The organism is Pseudomonas sp. SA233 (assembly GCF_054792385.1).
In genome coordinates this window covers 2,881,059-2,898,272 of record NZ_CP096449.1, presented here as the reverse complement: position 1 = coordinate 2,898,272, position 17,214 = coordinate 2,881,059, and the positions used below count along the sequence as shown (strand labels likewise).

The window sequence follows — 17,214 nt, the reverse complement described above, 5'->3', positions numbered from 1 at the left end:
TCGGTAACAAGCCGATGGTCTGAGCCGCTCAGAGGCGTTCGATGACCATCGCGATGCCTTGGCCAACGCCGATGCACATGGTGCACAGGGCGTAGCGTCCGGCGGTTTCTTCCAGCTCGTGCAACGCGGTGGTGACCAGGCGTGCACCGCTCATGCCCAACGGGTGGCCCAGGGCGATGGCACCGCCGTTGCGGTTGACCCGCGCGTCGTCGTCGGCCAGGCCGAGCTCGCGCAGTACCGCGAGGCCCTGGGCGGCAAAGGCCTCGTTGAGCTCGATGACGTCCATGTCTGCCAGCGACAACCCGGTAAGCTCCAGTACCTTGCGGGTCGCCGGTACCGGGCCGATGCCCATCAGCCGTGGTTCGACCCCGGCCACCGCCATGCCGACGATGCGGCCGCGAGCCTTCAGGCCATGGCGGCGGGCGGCGGCGCTGCTGGCGAGCAGCAGGGCGCAGGCACCATCGTTGACCCCGGAGGCATTGCCGGCGGTGACGCTGCCGCCGTCACGGAACGGGGTACCCAGCCTGGCCAGTTGCTCCAGGGTGGTGTCGCCGCGGGGATGTTCGTCGTGCTCGACCACTTTGGCCGGGCCTTTGCGCTGCGAGATCTCGACCGGCACGATTTCCCGTGCCAGGCGCCCGCGTGCCTGTGCAGCGGCGGCCTTGTGCTGGCTACGCAGGGCAAAGGCGTCCTGGTCGGCGCGGGAAATACCAAACTGCTGCGCAACGTTCTCGGCCGTTTCCGGCATCGAGTCGGTGCCGAAGGCCGCCTTCATCAGCGGGTTGACGAAACGCCAGCCGATGGTGGTGTCGAACAGTTCGGCCGCACGGCCGAACGCCTGCTCCGACTTGCCCATGACGAACGGCGCGCGTGACATCGACTCCACGCCGCCGGCCAGCATCAGCCCGGCTTCGCCGCAGCGCAGGGCGCGGGCTGCATTGCCGATGGCGTCCAGGCCCGAGCCACACAGGCGGTTGATGGTGGTGCCCGGCACTTCGATCGGCAACCCGGCCAGCAAGCTGGCCATGTGCGCGACGTTGCGGTTGTCCTCGCCAGCCTGGTTGGCGCAGCCGAGGATGACGTCGTCGATGGCTTTCCAGTCCAGTTCGGGGTGGCGCTGGATCAGGGCCTTGAGCGGGATGGCGGCCAGGTCATCGGCGCGCACGCCGCTCAAGGCGCCGGCATATCGGCCGATGGGGGTGCGCACGGCGTCGATGATCAACGCATCGGCCAGGGTGTGTTCAGTCATCTTGCGTCTCCTGCGCCAGCACGGTGCCGCGCACTTTGTAGGATTTGCCATGGAACATCGCCACCAGCTCACCGCGCTGGTTCTCGATGCGGACGTGGTACAGGCCGGTGCGGCCCTTGCGGCTGACCTCGCTGGCGCGAGCGGTAAGCACGTCATCGCGCAGCGCCGGGGCCAGATAGTCGATGCTGCAGCCCAGGGCGACGGTGGCCTGGTCGTGACTGTTGCAGGCGAAGGCAAATGCCGAGTCGGCCAGGGCGAACAGGAAGCCGCCATGGCAGGTGCCATGCCCCTGAATCATGTCGGCGCGTACCGGCATGCGCAGGCACGCCTGGCCCGGGCCGGCTTCCAGCAGGCGGATGCCCAGGCCCTGGGTGGCCTGGTCGCGTGCGTACATGGCCTCGGCACAGGCTTGTGCCAGTTCGACTTCAGTCATGCAGGGTGCCTCCTTTGGCTTCGCAGCGGCGTAACAGCAGGGAAGGGCGGTAGCGGCTCTCGCCGTAGCTGCGCTGCAGGTTGTCGAGCACGCGCAGGGTGTGGGGGATGCCGAGGTTCGAGGCCCAGGCCAGCGGGCCGCAGGGGTAGTTGACGCCGGCGCGCATGGCCAGGTCGATGTCGGCGGCGCTGCCGACACCTTGCAGTACGGCATCGGCGGCCTCGTTGGCGAGCATCGCCACGGTACGCAGCACCACCAGGCCGGGCAGGTCGGCGACCGCGGTTACCTTCAGGCCGGCACGCCGCAGCAAGGCCACCGCCTGGTCGCGAGCGTTGTCGCTGGTGTCGGCCGACCAGCTGATGGCGAGGCGGGTGGCGGTGCCGTAGTCCAGGGCCAGGTCGAGCAGCACCAGATTGCGCAGGCCGTCTTCTCGGGCGCGCTGGCTGGCCAGGCGGCCATCGGACAACGCCAGGGTGGCATCGCCCACCTGGATCAGGCCGCTGCCGGCGCGCTGGGTCACGGCGACGCCGCTTTGGCGCAGGCGTTCGGCCAGAGGCTGCATCACCCCCAGGTCGCCTTCGACGACACAGGCATCGACTATGGCGGGGCTATGCAGTTCGGCTGGCTGCGGGCGTTCGGCGCCTTCGGCATAGCTATAGAAGCCTTGGCCGGTCTTGCGCCCGAGGCGGCCCGCGTCCACCAGTTCTTTTTGCACCAGCGAAGGCTGGAAGCGGAAGTCGCCATAGAACGCATCGAAGACCGAACAGGTAACGGCGTAATTGACATCGTGGCCGATCAGGTCGGTGAGTTCGAATGCGCCCATGCGGAAACCACCGGCATCACGCAGCAGCGCATCGAGGCTGGCGCAATCGGCTGCGCCTTCCTGCAGCAGGCGCAGGCTTTCGGCGTAGAACGGCCGCGCCACGCGGTTGACGATGAAGCCCGGCGTGGAGCGCGTGTGCACCGGCTGCTTGCCCCAGGCCTGGGCGGTGGCATGAATGCACGCGGCAACGGCCGGGGCGGTGGCCAGGCCCGAGACCACTTCGACCAGGGCCATCAGCGGCGCCGGGTTGAAGAAGTGCATGCCAACCACCTGGTGCGGGCGTTGCAGCCCGGCGGCGAGGCTGGTGATGGACAGCGACGAAGTGTTGCTGGCGAGGATGCAGTCGGTGGCGCACAAGGCTTCCAGCTGGCTGAACAGCGCCTGCTTGACCTGCAGGTTCTCGACGATGGCCTCGATCACCAGGTGAGCATCGGCCAGGGCTTCGAGGGCGTCTACCGGGCACAGCCGGGCGCTTATGGCTTCCCGTTCGGCAGCCTGCATCTTGCCTTTTTCCACCAGGCGGGCAAGTTGCCGGTCTATGCCGGCCACCGCCTGGGCGGCAGCGCCCGGGCGGTTGTCGTAGAGCTTTACCGGGTGGCCGGCCTGGGCCGCAACCTGGGCGATGCCTGCGCCCATGGCGCCTGCACCGATCACCGCCACTTGGGCATTGCTTGCGAGTGCGCTCATGATCAACGCCCCTTGAATGCCGGCGTGCGCTTGTTCATGAAGGCACTCACGCCTTCGCGATAATCCTCGCTGCGCCCGGCCAGGCGCTGCAGGTCGCGCTCCAGCTCCAGCTGTTCATCGAAACCGTTGTCGAAACTGGCGTTCAGGCTGCGCTTGATCAGGGCCAGGCCGTAAGTGGGCTGGGTGGCGAGCTGGCGGGCGAGGGTGAGGGCTTCGTCGCGCAGCGCGGCATCGTCCACCACGCGGTGGATCAGCCCCCATTGCTGGGCCTGTTCGGCGCCCAGGCGCTCGCCCAGCATGGCCAGAGCCTTGGCCCGTGCCATGCCGACCAGGCGCGGCAGCAGCCAGGTGCCGCCGGAATCGGGTACCAGGCCGATCTTGCAGAAGGCCTGGATGAAGCTGGCCGAGCGTGCCGCCAGCACCAGGTCGCAGGCCAGCGGGATGTTGGCACCGGCGCCGGCTGCCACGCCGTTCACCGCACAGATCACCGGCAGCGGCAGGTCGCGCAGGGTGCGCACCAGCGGGTTGTAGAACTTGTCGATCGATTCGCCCAGGTCCGGCATCTCGGCACCCGGGGCGACGTTGCGATCGGACAGGTCCTGGCCGGCGCAGAAACCCCGGCCTTCGGCAGTCAGCAACAACACCCGGGCTTCGCTGCTCTGGCGTACTTGCTTGAGCGCCTCGCGCACTTCCAGGTGCATGGCGGTATTGAAGCTGTTCAGCTGCTCGGGGCGATTCAACGAGAGGAGGGCGACGCCGTCCTCGATGGAAAACAGGATGTGCTGGAAAGTCATGACAGACTCGCTCCGTCAGTCGAGGGAAAGATGATCAGCGGCCCTGGAAGCGGGCCTGGCGTTTTTCCTGGAAGGCACGGATACCTTCGTCGCGGTCGGCGGTGCCGGCCAGCAAGGTGAAGGCATGGCGTTCGAAACGCAGGCCGCTGGCCAGGTCGGTATCGCCGGCCTTGAGCAACGCTTCCTTGGCCAGGCGCACTGCCAGCGGGGCCTTGGCGGCGATGCTGCGGGCGATGTGCAGGGCGCGTTCTACGGTGAGTTCCGGCTGGGTGATTTCGCTGACCAGCCCGGCCTGCAATGCATGAGGGGCGGTGATGGCTTCACCGGTCAGCACCATTTGCATGGCCAGCGGCTTGCCTACTGCCCGCAGCAGGCGTTGGGTGCCACCGGCACCGGGGATGATGCCGAGGTTGATTTCCGGCTGGCCGAAACGGGCGTCGCTGCCGGCGATGACGATGTCGGCACACATCACCAGTTCGCAGCCGCCACCCAGGGCGTAGCCGTTGACGGCGGCGATCAGTGGCTTGGCGAAGGCGGCGATGCTTTGCCAGTGGGCCACCCGGGGGTCGTTGAGGATGCCGACCAGGTCGCGCTCGGCCATCTCGCGGATATCGGCGCCTGCGGCGAATGCCTTGCGGCTGCCGGTGATGACCACCGCGCGGGTCTGTTCGTCTTTCCCGGCCGCTTCCAGCGCAGCGGCCAGCTCTGCCAGTAGCTCGGTGCACAGGGCGTTGAGCGCCTCGGGCCGTTGCAGGGTAATGAGCTGGACGCCGTGTTCAGGCGCCTGCACATCGAGATATCGCGGCATGTCGGGTTCCTCTGGCTGCACGCACGGCACATCGTGGGGCCGGCATTTCTTGGAATTGTTTGCAGGGGCGTGATGCGGGGATCACGTCCAGGTGGAACCAGTATATGCATTATGCGATACAATTATGCAACATTCAAAATTGTTTCATGTATCTCTTTTTGTGAAAGTGACACCTGCCTCAGCAAAGGGTTTTAGGATAATGAATCGCTTCATCACTTTGTAATCAACGAATTACGCTGATTTTAATGGCGCGCGATGACCACAGCAAAAGCGATACACGACCATGGCGATTGACGCACTACAATATTGTGATACAAGATCAAGGCGCATTTGAAATCATTTCAGGAGCTTTGCCATGCCTTGCTATCGACTGGACGGCCTGACGCCCGTGGTTCATCCGACAGCCTACGTGCACCCCAGCGCCGTGCTGATTGGTGATGTCATCGTCGGCCCTCGTTGCTACGTCGGCCCACTGGCGTCACTAAGGGGGGATTTCGGCCGTATCGTGCTGGAGGAGGGTGCCAACCTGCAGGACACCTGCGTGATGCATGGTTTCCCGGGTGGCGATACGGTGGTCGAACGCAACGGGCATGTCGGGCATGGCGCCGTGCTGCACGGCTGCCGCGTGGGCGAAGACGCCTTGATCGGCATGAACGCGGTGGTGATGGATGGTGCCCATGTGGCACCGCGCTGCATCGTCGCGGCCACGGCATTCGTCAAGGCGGGCTTCGAATGTGCGGCACAAAGCCTGGTGATGGGCTCGCCAGCTCAGGTCAAGCGCCCACTGACCGAACAGGAACTGGCCTGGAAGCAACGTGGCACGGCGGAGTACCAGCACCTGGCGCAACGCTGCATGAACAGCATGGTCGAATGCTCGCCACTGACCGAGATCGAGCCCGAGCGCCCACGCATGGAAGACACCGGCGTCAGGCCCAAAGGCCAGGCATCGGCATGAGCCTGGCAGCGTCACGCAATGGTCAGGCGGCCTGCCGCGCAGGTATAGTCGGTGCTTTAACCGCGCACAGTTCGCCTATGAGCAATCTCGCCCCACTGAACAACCTGATCACCCGCTTCCAGGAACAGACGCCGATCCGCGCCAGTTCCCTGATCATCACTTTGTACGGCGACGCCATCGAGCCCCACGGCGGAACCGTCTGGCTGGGTAGCCTGATCAACCTGCTGGAACCGATCGGCATCAACGAGCGCCTGATCCGCACATCGATCTTCCGCCTTACCAAGGAAGGCTGGCTCACTGCCGAAAAGGTTGGCCGCCGCAGCTACTACAGCCTGACAGGTACCGGCCGCCGGCGTTTCGAGAAGGCCTTCAAGCGGGTCTATAGCCCCAGCCAGCCAGCCTGGGACGGTGCCTGGACACTGGTTTTGCTCTCGCAACTGGAGGCCGGCAAGCGCAAGGCTTTGCGGGAAGAGTTGGAGTGGCAGGGCTTCGGGACCATTGCGCCGAACCTGCTGGGCTGCCCACGGGCAGACCGCGCCGACCTGGCCGCCACCTTGCGTGACCTGGAGGCGAGCGACGACAGCATCGTCTTCGAAACCCACACCCAGGAAGTGCTGGCATCCAAGGCAATGCGTGCCCAGGTGCGGGAAAGCTGGCGCATCGACGAACTGGGGCAGCAGTACAGCGAGTTCATCCAGCTGTTCAGGCCGCTGTGGCAAGGTTTGAAAGAGCAGCAACAACTTGATGCGCAGGATTGCTTCCTGGCACGTACGCTGCTGATTCACGAATACCGCCGGCTGCTGCTGCGCGACCCGCAACTGCCGGACGAGTTGCTGCCTGGGGATTGGGAGGGAAGGGCCGCGCGACAGTTGTGCCGTAACCTCTATCGGCTGGTGTTTGCCAAGGCGGAAGAATGGCTGAATGCAGCGCTGGAGACGGCTGATGGGCCGTTGCCGGATGTGAATGAAGGCTTTTACAGGCGTTTTGGCGGGCTTGTTTGAGGATTGGGTGCAGAGACGGGTTCTATATAACTACGCTAAATGAGTATTTAGTGTAGTTATATCCTATTTGCATATACAGCATGGCAAATGGGGGGGGTATGCCTGGCCCTCAGGTATCGCGCGGTCCTCATGTATCTTTTGTCGCTTGTACTGATCACATCGCTTGCAGGCCAGCACTCACAGGGATGGTTCGTGGCTTGAGGTCTGCGCGAGATGTAAACAACTGTCCTCTCAATCCTGCGGGCCCTTGTAGGAGCGGCCTTGCGTCGCGATGGGCTGCGCAGCAGCCCCCAAGGTTTCAAAGCAGACGCATGAATTGTTGGGGCTGCCTTGCAGCCCATCGCGACACAAGGCCGCTCCTACAATTGACCGCGTTAACCGATCGACCGGGAGTTGGGTTGCCGGTGATGGGAAGCGTGGCAACCTCAATGGCGCTGGCTGACAGGCGCTAGTCGTCAGTGTGGTCATGCATGCGCTGGATTTGTCCTGATAAACAAAGTCGAGGGTGACCGTACCAGGTTTCTTTCAAGCACTCAGGGTAGCCAACAGTCCAAAAGGCAAGGCTAACGCATCTGGCACCAGGTCGGCGCTTGTGATGGTAAGCGAGCGATGGATCAGGACAGATTATCTAGACCAGGGAGCTTTCCCTGGTCCCAAAGTGCCTCACTCGTGGTTCGGTGACCAAATATAGACTAGCGCATAATGAGTATTATGTTAAATGACGTATTTGGAAGTGCCCGTCCGTATTCTGTCCCCATTCGTCTATCAAGCCCCCACGCTTCCACAAGCTCGCAAAACCACGCCGCCATGATCTCACTGGCTTGAGACATCTCATTTTGTACAGAGCCTAGAACTCCACCTTACCCCGACCCGCCTTGACAGTGCTGCGCCTGGCTTTTCCTTCGAGGCGACGGGTCTTCGAGCCGAGGGTTGGCTTGGTGGGACGGCGTTTCTTCTCGGTCTTGCCGGCATTGATGATCAACTCGGCAAGACGCGCCAGTGCGTCAGCACGGTTCTGCTCTTGTGTGCGGTATTGTTGTGCCTTGATGATCAACACGCCGTCGCCGGTAATGCGACTGTCACGCAGCGCCAACAGCCGCTCCTTGTAAAACTCGGGCAGCGACGAGGCGGGAATGTCAAAGCGCAGGTGCACGGCGCTGGACACCTTGTTGACATTCTGCCCACCTGCGCCTTGCGCGCGGATGTATGTCAGTTCGATGTCGGCATCTGGCAGATGCACGTTATTAGAGATGGTCAGCATGGCATGGCCCTTGTGATTCCCCTCCATTATCCAGGCTCGCCAAGCAATCCGGGAAGTCTGTTCGATCCGAGAGACCGAAGCTCAAAGATGGCCATTTGATGGTATTCTGGCCGCTAATACAATCTGGCACCGCTGGTCAGACTCACGTCCGGGTGCCTAGCACCGAGGGGCTTTATCCGTCAGCGGCTCATTTTGATGCAGATCTGCTCGGGGTCTTGAAGATGCTGGCCGATCCTCTGTTCGTTAATAACACCAATGTCACTTACCCCATGAAAGCATTACTGCTGATAACGGGATTCATGCCAGCGTTGGATAGCCAGGTAAGAAAAGGATTGCAGCACGCGGGTTTTCAAGGATTCAGCAGTTCTCGCTACCTGCTCCCCAGCGACACCCAAAAAGCTGCCGGACAAAAGCTCTGCAGGCTGCCCTTCTCGCTTGGTCAATGCTGGGAGCAAAACAAGGAGCTACTGACTGAAGCCGTTTTGAAGAGCGATCACCCTGCCCTTCAATTCGAGCCTGGTCGGGTCTTCGACATCCTGCTCTTCATGCAGCAAGATCCGAACCGGAAGCTCATCGCCGTTTGAGCGTATGCCTACATCCGGGGTGGACGTAAGACATACACTGATGTGAAGGCGGCCGCGTTTCGCGTACCCCCGCGGGTGGAATGAAGTCAGCGCATCATACCCAGTTCGGCATCGTCCATAAGCGCCTTGGCCAACGCGCTCAGGTAATGCGCAGCCCAGATCATCATCGGCTTTTCATCCATCAACCCGACAATCGTCAGTTCCCGCACGTACCCCATCAATTCCGAAGACTGCTCCCGAGCGCTCTTGCAAGGAATGCCGGCTTCGATGCGAAACAACGGATGGGTCTGATTTTCACCTTGGTAGAACGTGGTCTTGCCTACGGTGGTTTTCTCGTTCGATTCGTCAGTAGTCATTTGCTTATTACCTTTATGAGTGCGCCACCTGACTGCTGTCAAACAGAAGGGTGGCAGCTGTACGTAGGTTGACAGACCGGCGGAATAAGCAAGTTCCGGCGCACGCAAGCGTGCCCCACGCACAGCCACCATAAAGGGAAAGCCGAATGCTTAAACCGTTACGGCCTGTCAAAGCCGTGTCACTGATGAGCAGCGACAGGCCCAGACTAGAGCCGTGCCAGAGCACCCGCAACGGAAAATAGGCGGCAACAGTATCTTTGGCAAATGCCCTACAAGAAAGCGAAAAAATCTGATTTTTCGAGGCTAGTTGTAATCAATGAACTATGAACGATTCACCATCACATCAGGCAATAGAATTCCGTAACCTCTGCCACAATCTCTCCCTTCGCATCATAAAGCCTCGCCTCTGGCGTCATGGCCATTGAGCGGGCCTCGAGCACGTAGCGCTGCCCAGCCTTGAAATGCTCGTAGTCGATGGTCAAGTAGCATTGCCTAACCGTGGTACCTCCCATCAGGCTGATGCCACCGCCACCATTTACCTCGTAGTCGAACCTGACGACCAATTCATGACTGCCGGGGCTGACCTCAAAGAAGCGCCCATCACGCAGGCGTTGTTTATCCAGGCGTTCGGCTAACAGCACACGGTCATTCGGGAATGGTGTCGAGAGATCGACCCATGCCATCTGTGGGTTGGCACTGGGCATCGGCGCCTGGCAACCCGCAAATGCAGCGATCGCGAACAACAGTGTCAACTTGCGCATGGGCAGTTCCCCAAAGGCTCCTGGACTCACTATTCAGGATAACGCCGACAAGTGTCGATGTGCGCATGAAGGGACGACCGAAGCCCCCTCCTTCGCCTTCATGCTGATACTTGGTTCACGCAGCCCCTTCTCGTATGATCGTCGCAATCTGATCTGGAACGGATTTCGTGAAGTCGTTACCTGGAAATGTCCCAATTACCCCGGCTACCCCCAAGGACGTGAAATGGAACGTGGGCGAGGCTGCCAACCAGCTCTCCTGGGACGACCTGCGGATCATCAAAACGCTCAGTGAGTGTGGCAATCGCGCTGCCACAGCCAAGAAGCTCGGCATCAACGTGTCCACCGTCTCCCGCAGGGTCTCCCAGGTTGAAAAAACACTTGGCGTAGCCTTGTTCGATCACCGCAAATCAGGCTATCTGCTCACCATCGAGGGCGCGGAATTACGTGCCCTCGCCGAGCGCGTGGAGCTGGACATTGTCAGCGTGACGCGGCGTGTCTCACGTGCCGGCCAGGGGCCACTCGGAAAGCTTCGTATCACCACCAGCGACTCACTGCTTCTTTACTTCCTCACCCCCATCATCGCGGACTTCAAGGCCCTCAATGAAGGCATCACGATTGAGGTGTTGGTGGGCAACGAATCACTGAGCCTTGCGCGAGACGAATCGGATATTGCGGTTCGAGCGACCCGGAAACCCGCCGAAAGCCTGGTGGGCCGCAAACTGGCCACAATCGCCTGGGCTCCCTACGGCAGCAGCAACCATACAACGCCTACTCCTCTGTTCACTGAAGGCCAGGCATGGGTTTCCTATTCCGCAGCGCTACGCGGGCTCAAGGCAACGAGCTATGTCGAAAACAGGGTCGCAGCCGAGTGCATCTCGTACCGCACCGATTCGGTTGCGGCGGCAAGTGCTGCAATCGCGGCAGGCCTGGGGGTTGGTTTTTTGCCCTGCATGTTGGGTGATATCACGCCTGGGCTTGAACGCGTCGGCCCGGTGGTGCCGGAGCTGCAGGATGAGCTGTGGCTGCTGACGCACCAGGACATCCGCAAATCGTGGCGAGTCAAAGCGTTCATGACGTTCTGTGCAGCTGCCGTTGCCAACCAGAAGCCGTTGATCGAGGGCCAACTGGTACTCCCGGTCCCGTAGAGCGAAACCGGGAGTGCGGGTCACTCAGCGCGTGAGCCAAGTACCGCTTTGCAGGCGATTTCGATCAGCTGTGGGCGCTGGGCAAGCCTCGATACGCCGATGATGTTGCTGGCGCATTGAGGCCGTTCCGTGCCGTAGGCGGCCTTGCGCACCTTGCCGACCACGGCAAAGGCCGCGTCCATGTCCAGTACGTAGAGCGTCTCTTCCACGACATCTTCAAGCGTCGCTCCGTATAGCGCGAGCAGCTTGGCAATATTGTCGTAGGCGGCGCGCATCTGATCCCCCATCGAAGAGAAATCACAGGGCCTGCCGTCACGATCCAAGGGTGCCGGCGCGACCAGGTTACCTTCTTCGTCATGATTGAACTGGCCCGATACGTAGATCTCGTCCCCTACCCGCCGTGCCTGCGGATACCCGTAGGAATTCTCCCACGGAACGCCCCAATAGGCGGTTTGTTTGTTGAGTGGTTGTGAAGCTGCCATCGCTTTCTCCTGGCGTAAACCGGATCAGGTAGACCCGCGTTTGCGTGCGAATACTAGCAACAGGATGAACAATCGAAGGGCGCATTAATGCGCCCCTGAAAGCGCAAAAGTGCGCCACCGCTTCGCTCTGCGATTGGCTATCTTGTTCTCGGACTCAAGCAACGGGCATCACTGAGGACGTCATCCAGTGCCTCAGCACAGCCTGCAGAAAACAGGCGCCGTGACTTGTGCGATGACCATCATCCAGCTGACAGGGAACACAAATGAACAATCCGAAAACTGAAGTACTGACCCCATTCAACAGCCAGCTGATCTTCATCGATCAGCAGCCACAGATGGCCTTCGGCGTCCAGAGCATCGACCGCCAGACGCTGAAGAACAACACCGTGGGCCTGGCCAAGGCAGCCAGGATTTTCAATGTGCCCACCACCATCACGACGGTCGAGACTGAAAGCTTCTCTGGGCACACCTACCCCGAACTGCTCGCCGTCTTCCCCGACGCTCCGCTGCTGGAGCGAACCTCCATGAACTCCTGGGATGACCAGAAGGTGCGTGACGCGCTCAAGAAGAACGGGCGCAACAAGATCATCGTTTCCGGCCTGTGGACGGAGGTGTGCAACACCACCTTCGCGCTGTCGGCGATGAACGATGCCGGCTATGAAATCTACATGGTTGCCGACGCCTCCGGTGGCACCACCAAGGAAGCCCACGACTACGCCATGCAGCGCATGATTCAGGCAGGCGTGGTTCCGGTGACCTGGCAACAAGTGTTGCTGGAGTGGCAACGCGACTGGAAAAACCGCGACACCTACGATGCCGTCATGGCACTGGTGAAAGAACACTCCGGCGCCTACGGCATGGGTGTCGACTATGCCTACACCATGGTGCACAAAGCACCAGAGCGCGTTCAGCACGGCCCAACCCTGGCCCCGGTTCCTGCCGCTGTCTGACCATTGCCAGCCCCTGCATCCAGGGGCTGTTCATTGACCCGCTGATGGGTACGCCGGCTGGCTGAGCCAGGCCATCGAATCGAGCGTTATCGTCTGTGGCCCGCCCGCGGCTGCAGTGGCCTGCCCTGCCCACTCGAAACATGCGTGCCCACTTCATTGATTAATGGATTTGTATGAACAGCGATCACTGCACTGTGCTGGCGACTGTCGCACTGAAAACGACCGGGCTCCTCAAGCCCTGGCAGGTCACGACTGCCAAGAGGTTGATGCTGGAGAACCTGGACACTGGCATAACTGTTACGGAACTCGCCCAAGCCTGCTCGCTGTCGCGTAGCCATTTCACACGAATGTTCAGGGATACCATGCACGTGCCCCCGCAGCAGTGGATGCGTGAACAACGGTTGCGCAAAAGCAAGGAACTACTGGGGGGCTCGGGAATGATGCTCGCTGAGATCGCACTGGAGTGCGGCTTCTGCGATCAGTCCCACTTTTGCCGCACATTCGTGAAGGCCGAGGGGATGTCGCCGCAGGCTTGGCAGCGACAAGCGTCCATTCAAACTGAGCCTTTGCTCAATCAAGGAGCACATCTGTACTCTTTCGACGCTACGGCAGCAATCTACCTTTGAATAAATGCTGAGTATCACGAGCGGTTCAAGGTACCGCGCTAGCTTTTTCAGGCATCGACAGTCTGCTGCAGCCCTCCTCCCAGCGGCAATTCATACGATTTCTTCACCGTACGCACCACCAGCGTCGAGGAATAAGTGCGAATCGGAATATCCCGGTAAGTGTCGAGAAACCGGTAGATATAGTCGGTGTACTCGGTGGCATCGCGAAACTTGGCAACCATCACGAAGTCGAACTCGCCCGTCATCAGGTAGCAGTCCTGAATCTCCGGGTGGCTGGCCAGGATGTGCTGCATCTTGCGGTCGATGTCGTTGCTGTCGCGGTCCAGCTTCACCAAAAAGAAGGCAGTCACCTGAATGCCAAGCTTGCGCTCGTCCAGTATCGCGACCTTGGCCTTGATGATGCCTGCGCTCTCCAGGCGCCTGATACGCCGGTAGCAACTGGTGGAAGACAGCCCAACGCTGTCGCTGAGCAACTCCAGATTCTGGCTGCAATCCTTTTGCAGCTTTCCCAGAATCTTCAGATCCATGGCGTCTGTCATTTTTCACGTGTCTTCCCTGAAAAACTGCAATGAATCCGCCGCAAGGACGCGCCAATTTGCACGATTCCCTGCGCGCCAGCTCTTTACCATCAACTGAGCTTAGCAGCCCGGCCGAATATGGCCTGCGGGGCGCATGAGAGGGACCTTATGATCATCGCGAAACCGACATGGACCGCGGACATCCACGGCCTTTTTACCGCTCCCTACTGGATTCCTGCTGCGCAGCGCGCGGCCGTGGCAGCCTCCTGGACCGGGTGCATGAACGCCTATTTCGTCTACCTGGACGACCCGGACTCGGTCAAAACCTGGTCAGAAACCATCTACCAGCACCTGGCCTCGCGCAACATGCCGCTGACCCTCGACCAGCAACAGTTCTGGCCGATCGATGCGCTGGAAACCTTCAGGTTGTGGGTCAACCAGGGCTGGCGCCTGAACGCCGATTCTCCCTTCGACCTGGCCGAACGCATCCCACCACCGGACCTGCCCCAATCGGTCAGGCGGGTGAGAAAGGACATCCGCGCCCTGAGCCTTGAGGAACTGAACCTGTACCGCGCCCGCCTCGACGATGTAATGCAGGTGGGCGACCCCGACAGTGGTTCGCCCTGGCAACGTTACGCCTACATCCACACCAACTGGTGCCTGCATTACCAGGAGGCGTTTGCCCTCTGGCACCGGGCCTACCTGTTGTATCTGGAGCAACTGATCGACTGTGCCATACCCTATTGGGACTGGATGGCCGAAGACGCAAGCGTCGACGGCAGCCCACAGGCCGGCCTGCCCCAGGCTTTTCTCGATGAAACCTATGTGCACCCGCACACCGGCGAAACCCGGCCCAACCCCTTGCGCTACGCTGCCGCCAAGGATGGTTGTTCGAAAGTGTGCGCCAGCGGTGCGGTCAAAGGGGTGGACTGCCGGTATGTGCAACGCGACCGGTTGTTCTACACCCACGGTGACGACTCGCGTTCGGAGCGCACCCGTTTGTTCGGCATGAGCCGGATTTTCCAGCAACAGGTGGTGGATGCCCTGAAGTTCACCACCTTCAGCCAACCACAGGGTGTGCCCGGTTATCCGTGGGCCAACATCCCGGTGTTCGACCCGCCCCAGAAGGACAGCCTGTACCCCAATCGTGCCCTCAACTTCGACGGCCTTTACGAGCAACCCCACGACAACTATCACGGCTGGATCGGCGGCGACATGGCCGACAACGCCTACACCGCCTTCGACCCGGTGTTCTGCTCCTACCACGCCAACATCGACCGCATGCTCGAGGTATGGATCAGGGCCAACCCCGGGGCGCAATTCACCACGCAGTGCCTGCTCCAGCCGTTCTCCGGTCACGATGCCACGCAGCTCACATTCACCAGCGCCGACGCCTGGCGCTACACCACCATCGGCGACATGGCCCAGGACAGCCGGCACATCGGCTACGACTACGGCGTGCCGGTGGCCCCACAATTCGGCGCGCCCAAGGCGGCCACCGGCGCCTGCTGCAAGCACAGCGCAACAGCCGGGCCTGCCGCGGGCAACGCCGCAGGGCCCGGGCCGTGGGTGGTGTTCGATCATGTGCGCTGCACCCATGACACCTATCTGATCGATGTCTTTCTCGACCAGCCCGACGCTGCCACGCAGCACATCAGCGCCGACAACCCCCATTACGTGGGGCGCTTCAGCCGTATCGGCATGGGGCTGGTGGACGACAAGGGCCGATGCATCACCCACGGCGTGTCCCGCGCACTGAATGCGGCCCGCAACGCCGCTGCGCTGGGCCTTGCCCGCGGCGACGCGGTGCAGTTGTCGCTGGTGGTGACCCACCTCGACAGCGGCCGCGTGCTGACGCCTGACGAATACATGACCTTGCCCGGTTTCATCGCCCAACTGGTGTGGGACGACCCGCGCCAGACCCTCGCCGGCCCGCCCCCGGTCGCCGGCTGCTGCTCTGCTTCCACCTCACGCACATCAGGAGAACCGACATGAGCACGCCCTTCAAGCAGTTCACCTCTCCCGCCGGCCAAGCCCCCAAGGACTACAACAAGCTGGGCCTGGAAGACCAGTTGCCGCAGTTTGAAACCGACTGGAACAACAACCTCACCGGCTGGACCGAATCGTCGATCATCGGCAACCCCTGGTCGGGCCTGAACGACGCCCCCCGCTCGGGTTACTACAACCCGCTGGTGGAAGGTTTCGGCGACGTGACCGCCCCGGCGATCACCTGGGCGCCCTTCCCCAACCGGCTCTGGACGTTCTTCTACAACAACGGTGCGGCGGTCATTCCCCAGCTGGGTGGCAAGGCCATGACCCTGGACCAGGTGATGGCGTTGACCGACCACGGCCAGATCACGCTCGACAACACCCTCTACATGCTCTACGACCCCAACAAGCAAGGTACCGTGCTGCAACTGCCGGCCAAGCGCTGCCCGAGCATCGACTGGAACGGCAAGTACACGGCGTTCTCGCCTTCCGGCCCGCGGGGCTGGCTCGACGAGTACTGCGAGTGGTCGATCGTACGCGATGCCAACGGCAACATGCGCAAGATCACCTTCACCTGCGAAAACCCCGCGTACTTCCTGACCATGTGGCGCATCGACCCGAACGCAGTGCTGGGCCTGTACCGCGACTACATCGACCCGAACGTGCAACTCGAAGACCTGTACCTGCGCTACACCGTCGACTGCCCGACCGGCAAGGCCGGCGACCCGGTCATCGACCCCACCACCGGCAAGCCGGCCTATGACACCGTCAACAAATGGAACGCCGGAACGGCCTGTGTGCCCGGCCAGTACGGCGGTGCGATGCACCTGACCTCCGGCCCCAATACCCTCAGCGCCGAGGTGTACCTGGCCGCCGCCGCCACCATCCTGCGCCCGGTGAGCAGCAGTCAGAACGCCCAGTCGTTGATCTGCTGCGCGCAGTACGGGCAAAACTATCGCAACTCTGATCCGCACATCGGTTTCATGGCCAATACCACGGCAGTGAACAACCGACTGTCGCTGACCAACCCCATTGGCCTGTACTTGCAGCAGCCCACCGATTTCAGTGCCTGGAAGGGCCCGCAAGGCCAGGACGTGAGCCAGTACTGGCGCATCACGCGCGGTACGGCGAAGTCGGCCGCCAATGGTTCCGACCAGATCCTGCAGGCGGTGTTCGAGGTGCCGGAAAGCGCTGGTTTCTCGATCAATGACATCACCATCAACAACCAGAAGGTCAACTATGTGTGGGTCATCGCCCAACAACTGCTGGTCGGCCTGAGCGTCACCGTCAAGCCGCTCAGCACCACGCCTCAAGCGTTCCCATGCGTGCAGGACCGGGTGGCCGGCCTGCAACCCTGGCCAGTGCAACTGCTGCCGCTGGACCTGTTCTACGGGCAATCCCCCACCGACCTGCCCGCCTGGCTTGCACCGGGTAGCAGCAACCAGTTCGTGCTGGTGGTGCAAGGTGCCGACCCGACTACCACGGCGCAGAATGCAAGGGTGCAATTCTCCAACCCTGGGGTGACGGCGCAGGTCACCCAGTACCTGCCCGACGCATCGGCCATTCCTGGCCAGACCAACTCGGGCGGCACCCAGGCCTACATTCTGACCATCACGGTCAGCCCCTCCGCAGCACCCGGCCTGGTGGCAGTGCGTGCCCTCAACCCAGGTGAAGACGTTAACGTGAGCGCGACAGACCACCCTTGGGAGTCTGGCCTGGCACTGGTGCCTGGCGCCTGAGCCACGCCACTTACGCCACTTACGCCCTTCTACCGCCGCACCTTCGGGTGCGG

Annotated in this window: 18 protein-coding genes; 8 read left to right on the top strand and 10 right to left on the bottom strand. The window is 61.7% G+C overall.

Annotated elements, in window-relative coordinates:
- Positions 1-28: 28 nt before the first annotated feature.
- From pcaF to paaF, 5 genes are read right to left on the bottom strand one after another with little or no spacing between them, the layout of a single operon-like run.
- Positions 29-1,249 carry a 3-oxoadipyl-CoA thiolase gene (pcaF, locus tag M1D87_RS13555; RefSeq protein ID WP_123084125.1) on the bottom strand — a complete coding sequence of 407 codons (1,221 nt, stop codon included), beginning with the start codon at positions 1,247-1,249 and terminating at the stop codon, positions 29-31.
- Positions 1,242-1,682 (bottom strand): hydroxyphenylacetyl-CoA thioesterase PaaI, encoded by a 441-nt coding sequence (gene paaI / locus M1D87_RS13550; protein ID WP_013972610.1) that lies wholly within the window; start codon positions 1,680-1,682, stop codon positions 1,242-1,244. Before paaI ends, pcaF begins: the two co-directional genes overlap by 8 nt.
- Positions 1,675-3,192 (bottom strand): 3-hydroxyacyl-CoA dehydrogenase PaaH, encoded by a 1,518-nt coding sequence (gene paaH / locus M1D87_RS13545; protein ID WP_123084126.1) that lies wholly within the window; start codon positions 3,190-3,192, stop codon positions 1,675-1,677. The genes paaI and paaH overlap by 8 nt, the downstream gene beginning before the upstream one ends.
- Before the next feature lie 2 nt (positions 3,193-3,194).
- Positions 3,195-3,986, bottom strand: coding sequence for a 2-(1,2-epoxy-1,2-dihydrophenyl)acetyl-CoA isomerase PaaG (gene paaG / locus M1D87_RS13540; RefSeq protein ID WP_015270321.1), 792 nt, complete (start codon positions 3,984-3,986; stop codon positions 3,195-3,197).
- 34 nt (positions 3,987-4,020) lie between these two features.
- Positions 4,021-4,794, bottom strand: a complete 774-nt coding sequence (paaF, locus tag M1D87_RS13535; protein WP_015270320.1) for a 2,3-dehydroadipyl-CoA hydratase PaaF — start codon at positions 4,792-4,794, stop codon at positions 4,021-4,023.
- Positions 4,795-5,149: 355 nt separating this feature from the next.
- Between paaF and paaY the strand changes: the two genes are divergently transcribed.
- On the top strand, positions 5,150-5,749 hold the full coding sequence (gene paaY, locus M1D87_RS13530) for a phenylacetic acid degradation protein PaaY (protein ID WP_123084127.1): 600 nt from the start codon (positions 5,150-5,152) through the stop codon (positions 5,747-5,749).
- Between the two features lie 77 nt (positions 5,750-5,826).
- Positions 5,827-6,750 carry a phenylacetic acid degradation operon negative regulatory protein PaaX gene (paaX, locus tag M1D87_RS13525; protein ID WP_177328652.1) on the top strand — a complete coding sequence of 308 codons (924 nt, stop codon included), beginning with the start codon at positions 5,827-5,829 and terminating at the stop codon, positions 6,748-6,750.
- A gap of 847 nt (positions 6,751-7,597) precedes the next feature.
- Here the strand turns inward: paaX and arfB are convergent.
- Positions 7,598-8,011: an alternative ribosome rescue aminoacyl-tRNA hydrolase ArfB gene (gene arfB, locus M1D87_RS13520; RefSeq protein ID WP_039613402.1), complete on the bottom strand. Its 414-nt coding sequence runs from the start codon at positions 8,009-8,011 to the stop codon at positions 7,598-7,600.
- A gap of 98 nt (positions 8,012-8,109) precedes the next feature.
- Between arfB and M1D87_RS13515 the strand changes: the two genes are divergently transcribed.
- Complete coding sequence (locus tag M1D87_RS13515) at positions 8,110-8,595, top strand: hypothetical protein (protein WP_061305854.1); 486 nt, start codon at positions 8,110-8,112, stop codon at positions 8,593-8,595.
- 86 nt (positions 8,596-8,681) lie between these two features.
- Here the strand turns inward: M1D87_RS13515 and M1D87_RS13510 are convergent, their stop codons facing one another.
- Both M1D87_RS13510 and M1D87_RS13505 read right to left on the bottom strand, forming a co-directional pair.
- Positions 8,682-8,951: a DUF3077 domain-containing protein gene (locus tag M1D87_RS13510; RefSeq protein ID WP_025339172.1), complete on the bottom strand. Its 270-nt coding sequence runs from the start codon at positions 8,949-8,951 to the stop codon at positions 8,682-8,684.
- 338 nt (positions 8,952-9,289) lie between these two features.
- Entirely contained in the window at positions 9,290-9,712 is a 423-nt protein-coding gene (locus M1D87_RS13505) for a PA0061/PA0062 family lipoprotein (protein WP_061305466.1), read from the bottom strand.
- A gap of 218 nt (positions 9,713-9,930) precedes the next feature.
- Between M1D87_RS13505 and M1D87_RS13500 the strand changes: the two genes are divergently transcribed.
- Positions 9,931-10,857: a LysR family transcriptional regulator gene (locus M1D87_RS13500; protein WP_183596553.1), complete on the top strand. Its 927-nt coding sequence runs from the start codon at positions 9,931-9,933 to the stop codon at positions 10,855-10,857.
- Between the two features lie 20 nt (positions 10,858-10,877).
- Here the strand turns inward: M1D87_RS13500 and M1D87_RS13495 are convergent, their stop codons facing one another.
- Entirely contained in the window at positions 10,878-11,339 is a 462-nt protein-coding gene (locus tag M1D87_RS13495) for a Rid family hydrolase (RefSeq protein ID WP_023663225.1), read from the bottom strand.
- Between the two features lie 263 nt (positions 11,340-11,602).
- Between M1D87_RS13495 and M1D87_RS13490 the strand changes: the two genes are divergently transcribed.
- Positions 11,603-12,289 carry a hydrolase gene (locus tag M1D87_RS13490; RefSeq protein ID WP_123084128.1) on the top strand — a complete coding sequence of 229 codons (687 nt, stop codon included), beginning with the start codon at positions 11,603-11,605 and terminating at the stop codon, positions 12,287-12,289.
- Positions 12,290-12,462: 173 nt separating this feature from the next.
- Positions 12,463-12,915, top strand: a complete 453-nt coding sequence (locus M1D87_RS13485) for a helix-turn-helix domain-containing protein (RefSeq protein WP_123084129.1) — start codon at positions 12,463-12,465, stop codon at positions 12,913-12,915.
- A 47-nt stretch (positions 12,916-12,962) separates the two neighbouring features.
- Here the strand turns inward: M1D87_RS13485 and M1D87_RS13480 are convergent, their stop codons facing one another.
- Positions 12,963-13,442 carry an Lrp/AsnC family transcriptional regulator gene (locus M1D87_RS13480; protein WP_123084130.1) on the bottom strand — a complete coding sequence of 160 codons (480 nt, stop codon included), beginning with the start codon at positions 13,440-13,442 and terminating at the stop codon, positions 12,963-12,965.
- Positions 13,443-13,601: 159 nt separating this feature from the next.
- Between M1D87_RS13480 and M1D87_RS13475 the strand changes: the two genes are divergently transcribed.
- On the top strand, positions 13,602-15,428 hold the full coding sequence (locus tag M1D87_RS13475; protein WP_182329297.1) for a tyrosinase family protein: 1,827 nt from the start codon (positions 13,602-13,604) through the stop codon (positions 15,426-15,428).
- The gene (locus M1D87_RS13470; protein ID WP_123084131.1) at positions 15,425-17,161 is read left to right on the top strand and encodes a hypothetical protein; all 1,737 of its coding nucleotides are present in this window, start codon (positions 15,425-15,427) and stop codon (positions 17,159-17,161) included. The genes M1D87_RS13475 and M1D87_RS13470 overlap by 4 nt, the downstream gene beginning before the upstream one ends.
- The last annotated feature ends 53 nt before the right edge of the window (positions 17,162-17,214 follow it).

What these genes read in the sequence shown, in the direction of transcription:
- M1D87_RS13480 (WP_123084130.1), bottom strand. Translation starts at nt 13,442, where the DNA reads ATGGATCTGAAGATTCTGGGAAAGCTGCAAAAGGATTGCAGCCAGAAT.
- paaI (WP_013972610.1), bottom strand. Translation starts at nt 1,682, where the DNA reads ATGACTGAAGTCGAACTGGCACAAGCCTGTGCCGAGGCCATGTACGCA.
- M1D87_RS13515 (WP_061305854.1), top strand. Translation starts at nt 8,110, where the DNA reads ATGGTATTCTGGCCGCTAATACAATCTGGCACCGCTGGTCAGACTCAC.
- paaY (WP_123084127.1), top strand. Translation starts at nt 5,150, where the DNA reads ATGCCTTGCTATCGACTGGACGGCCTGACGCCCGTGGTTCATCCGACA.
- paaF (WP_015270320.1), bottom strand. Translation starts at nt 4,794, where the DNA reads ATGCCGCGATATCTCGATGTGCAGGCGCCTGAACACGGCGTCCAGCTC.
- M1D87_RS13470 (WP_123084131.1), top strand. Translation starts at nt 15,425, where the DNA reads ATGAGCACGCCCTTCAAGCAGTTCACCTCTCCCGCCGGCCAAGCCCCC.
- pcaF (WP_123084125.1), bottom strand. Translation starts at nt 1,249, where the DNA reads ATGACTGAACACACCCTGGCCGATGCGTTGATCATCGACGCCGTGCGC.
- paaX (WP_177328652.1), top strand. Translation starts at nt 5,827, where the DNA reads ATGAGCAATCTCGCCCCACTGAACAACCTGATCACCCGCTTCCAGGAA.
- arfB (WP_039613402.1), bottom strand. Translation starts at nt 8,011, where the DNA reads ATGCTGACCATCTCTAATAACGTGCATCTGCCAGATGCCGACATCGAA.
- paaH (WP_123084126.1), bottom strand. Translation starts at nt 3,192, where the DNA reads ATGAGCGCACTCGCAAGCAATGCCCAAGTGGCGGTGATCGGTGCAGGC.
- M1D87_RS13475 (WP_182329297.1), top strand. Translation starts at nt 13,602, where the DNA reads ATGATCATCGCGAAACCGACATGGACCGCGGACATCCACGGCCTTTTT.
- M1D87_RS13505 (WP_061305466.1), bottom strand. Translation starts at nt 9,712, where the DNA reads ATGCGCAAGTTGACACTGTTGTTCGCGATCGCTGCATTTGCGGGTTGC.
- M1D87_RS13495 (WP_023663225.1), bottom strand. Translation starts at nt 11,339, where the DNA reads ATGGCAGCTTCACAACCACTCAACAAACAAACCGCCTATTGGGGCGTT.
- M1D87_RS13510 (WP_025339172.1), bottom strand. Translation starts at nt 8,951, where the DNA reads ATGACTACTGACGAATCGAACGAGAAAACCACCGTAGGCAAGACCACG.
- paaG (WP_015270321.1), bottom strand. Translation starts at nt 3,986, where the DNA reads ATGACTTTCCAGCACATCCTGTTTTCCATCGAGGACGGCGTCGCCCTC.
- M1D87_RS13485 (WP_123084129.1), top strand. Translation starts at nt 12,463, where the DNA reads ATGAACAGCGATCACTGCACTGTGCTGGCGACTGTCGCACTGAAAACG.
- M1D87_RS13490 (WP_123084128.1), top strand. Translation starts at nt 11,603, where the DNA reads ATGAACAATCCGAAAACTGAAGTACTGACCCCATTCAACAGCCAGCTG.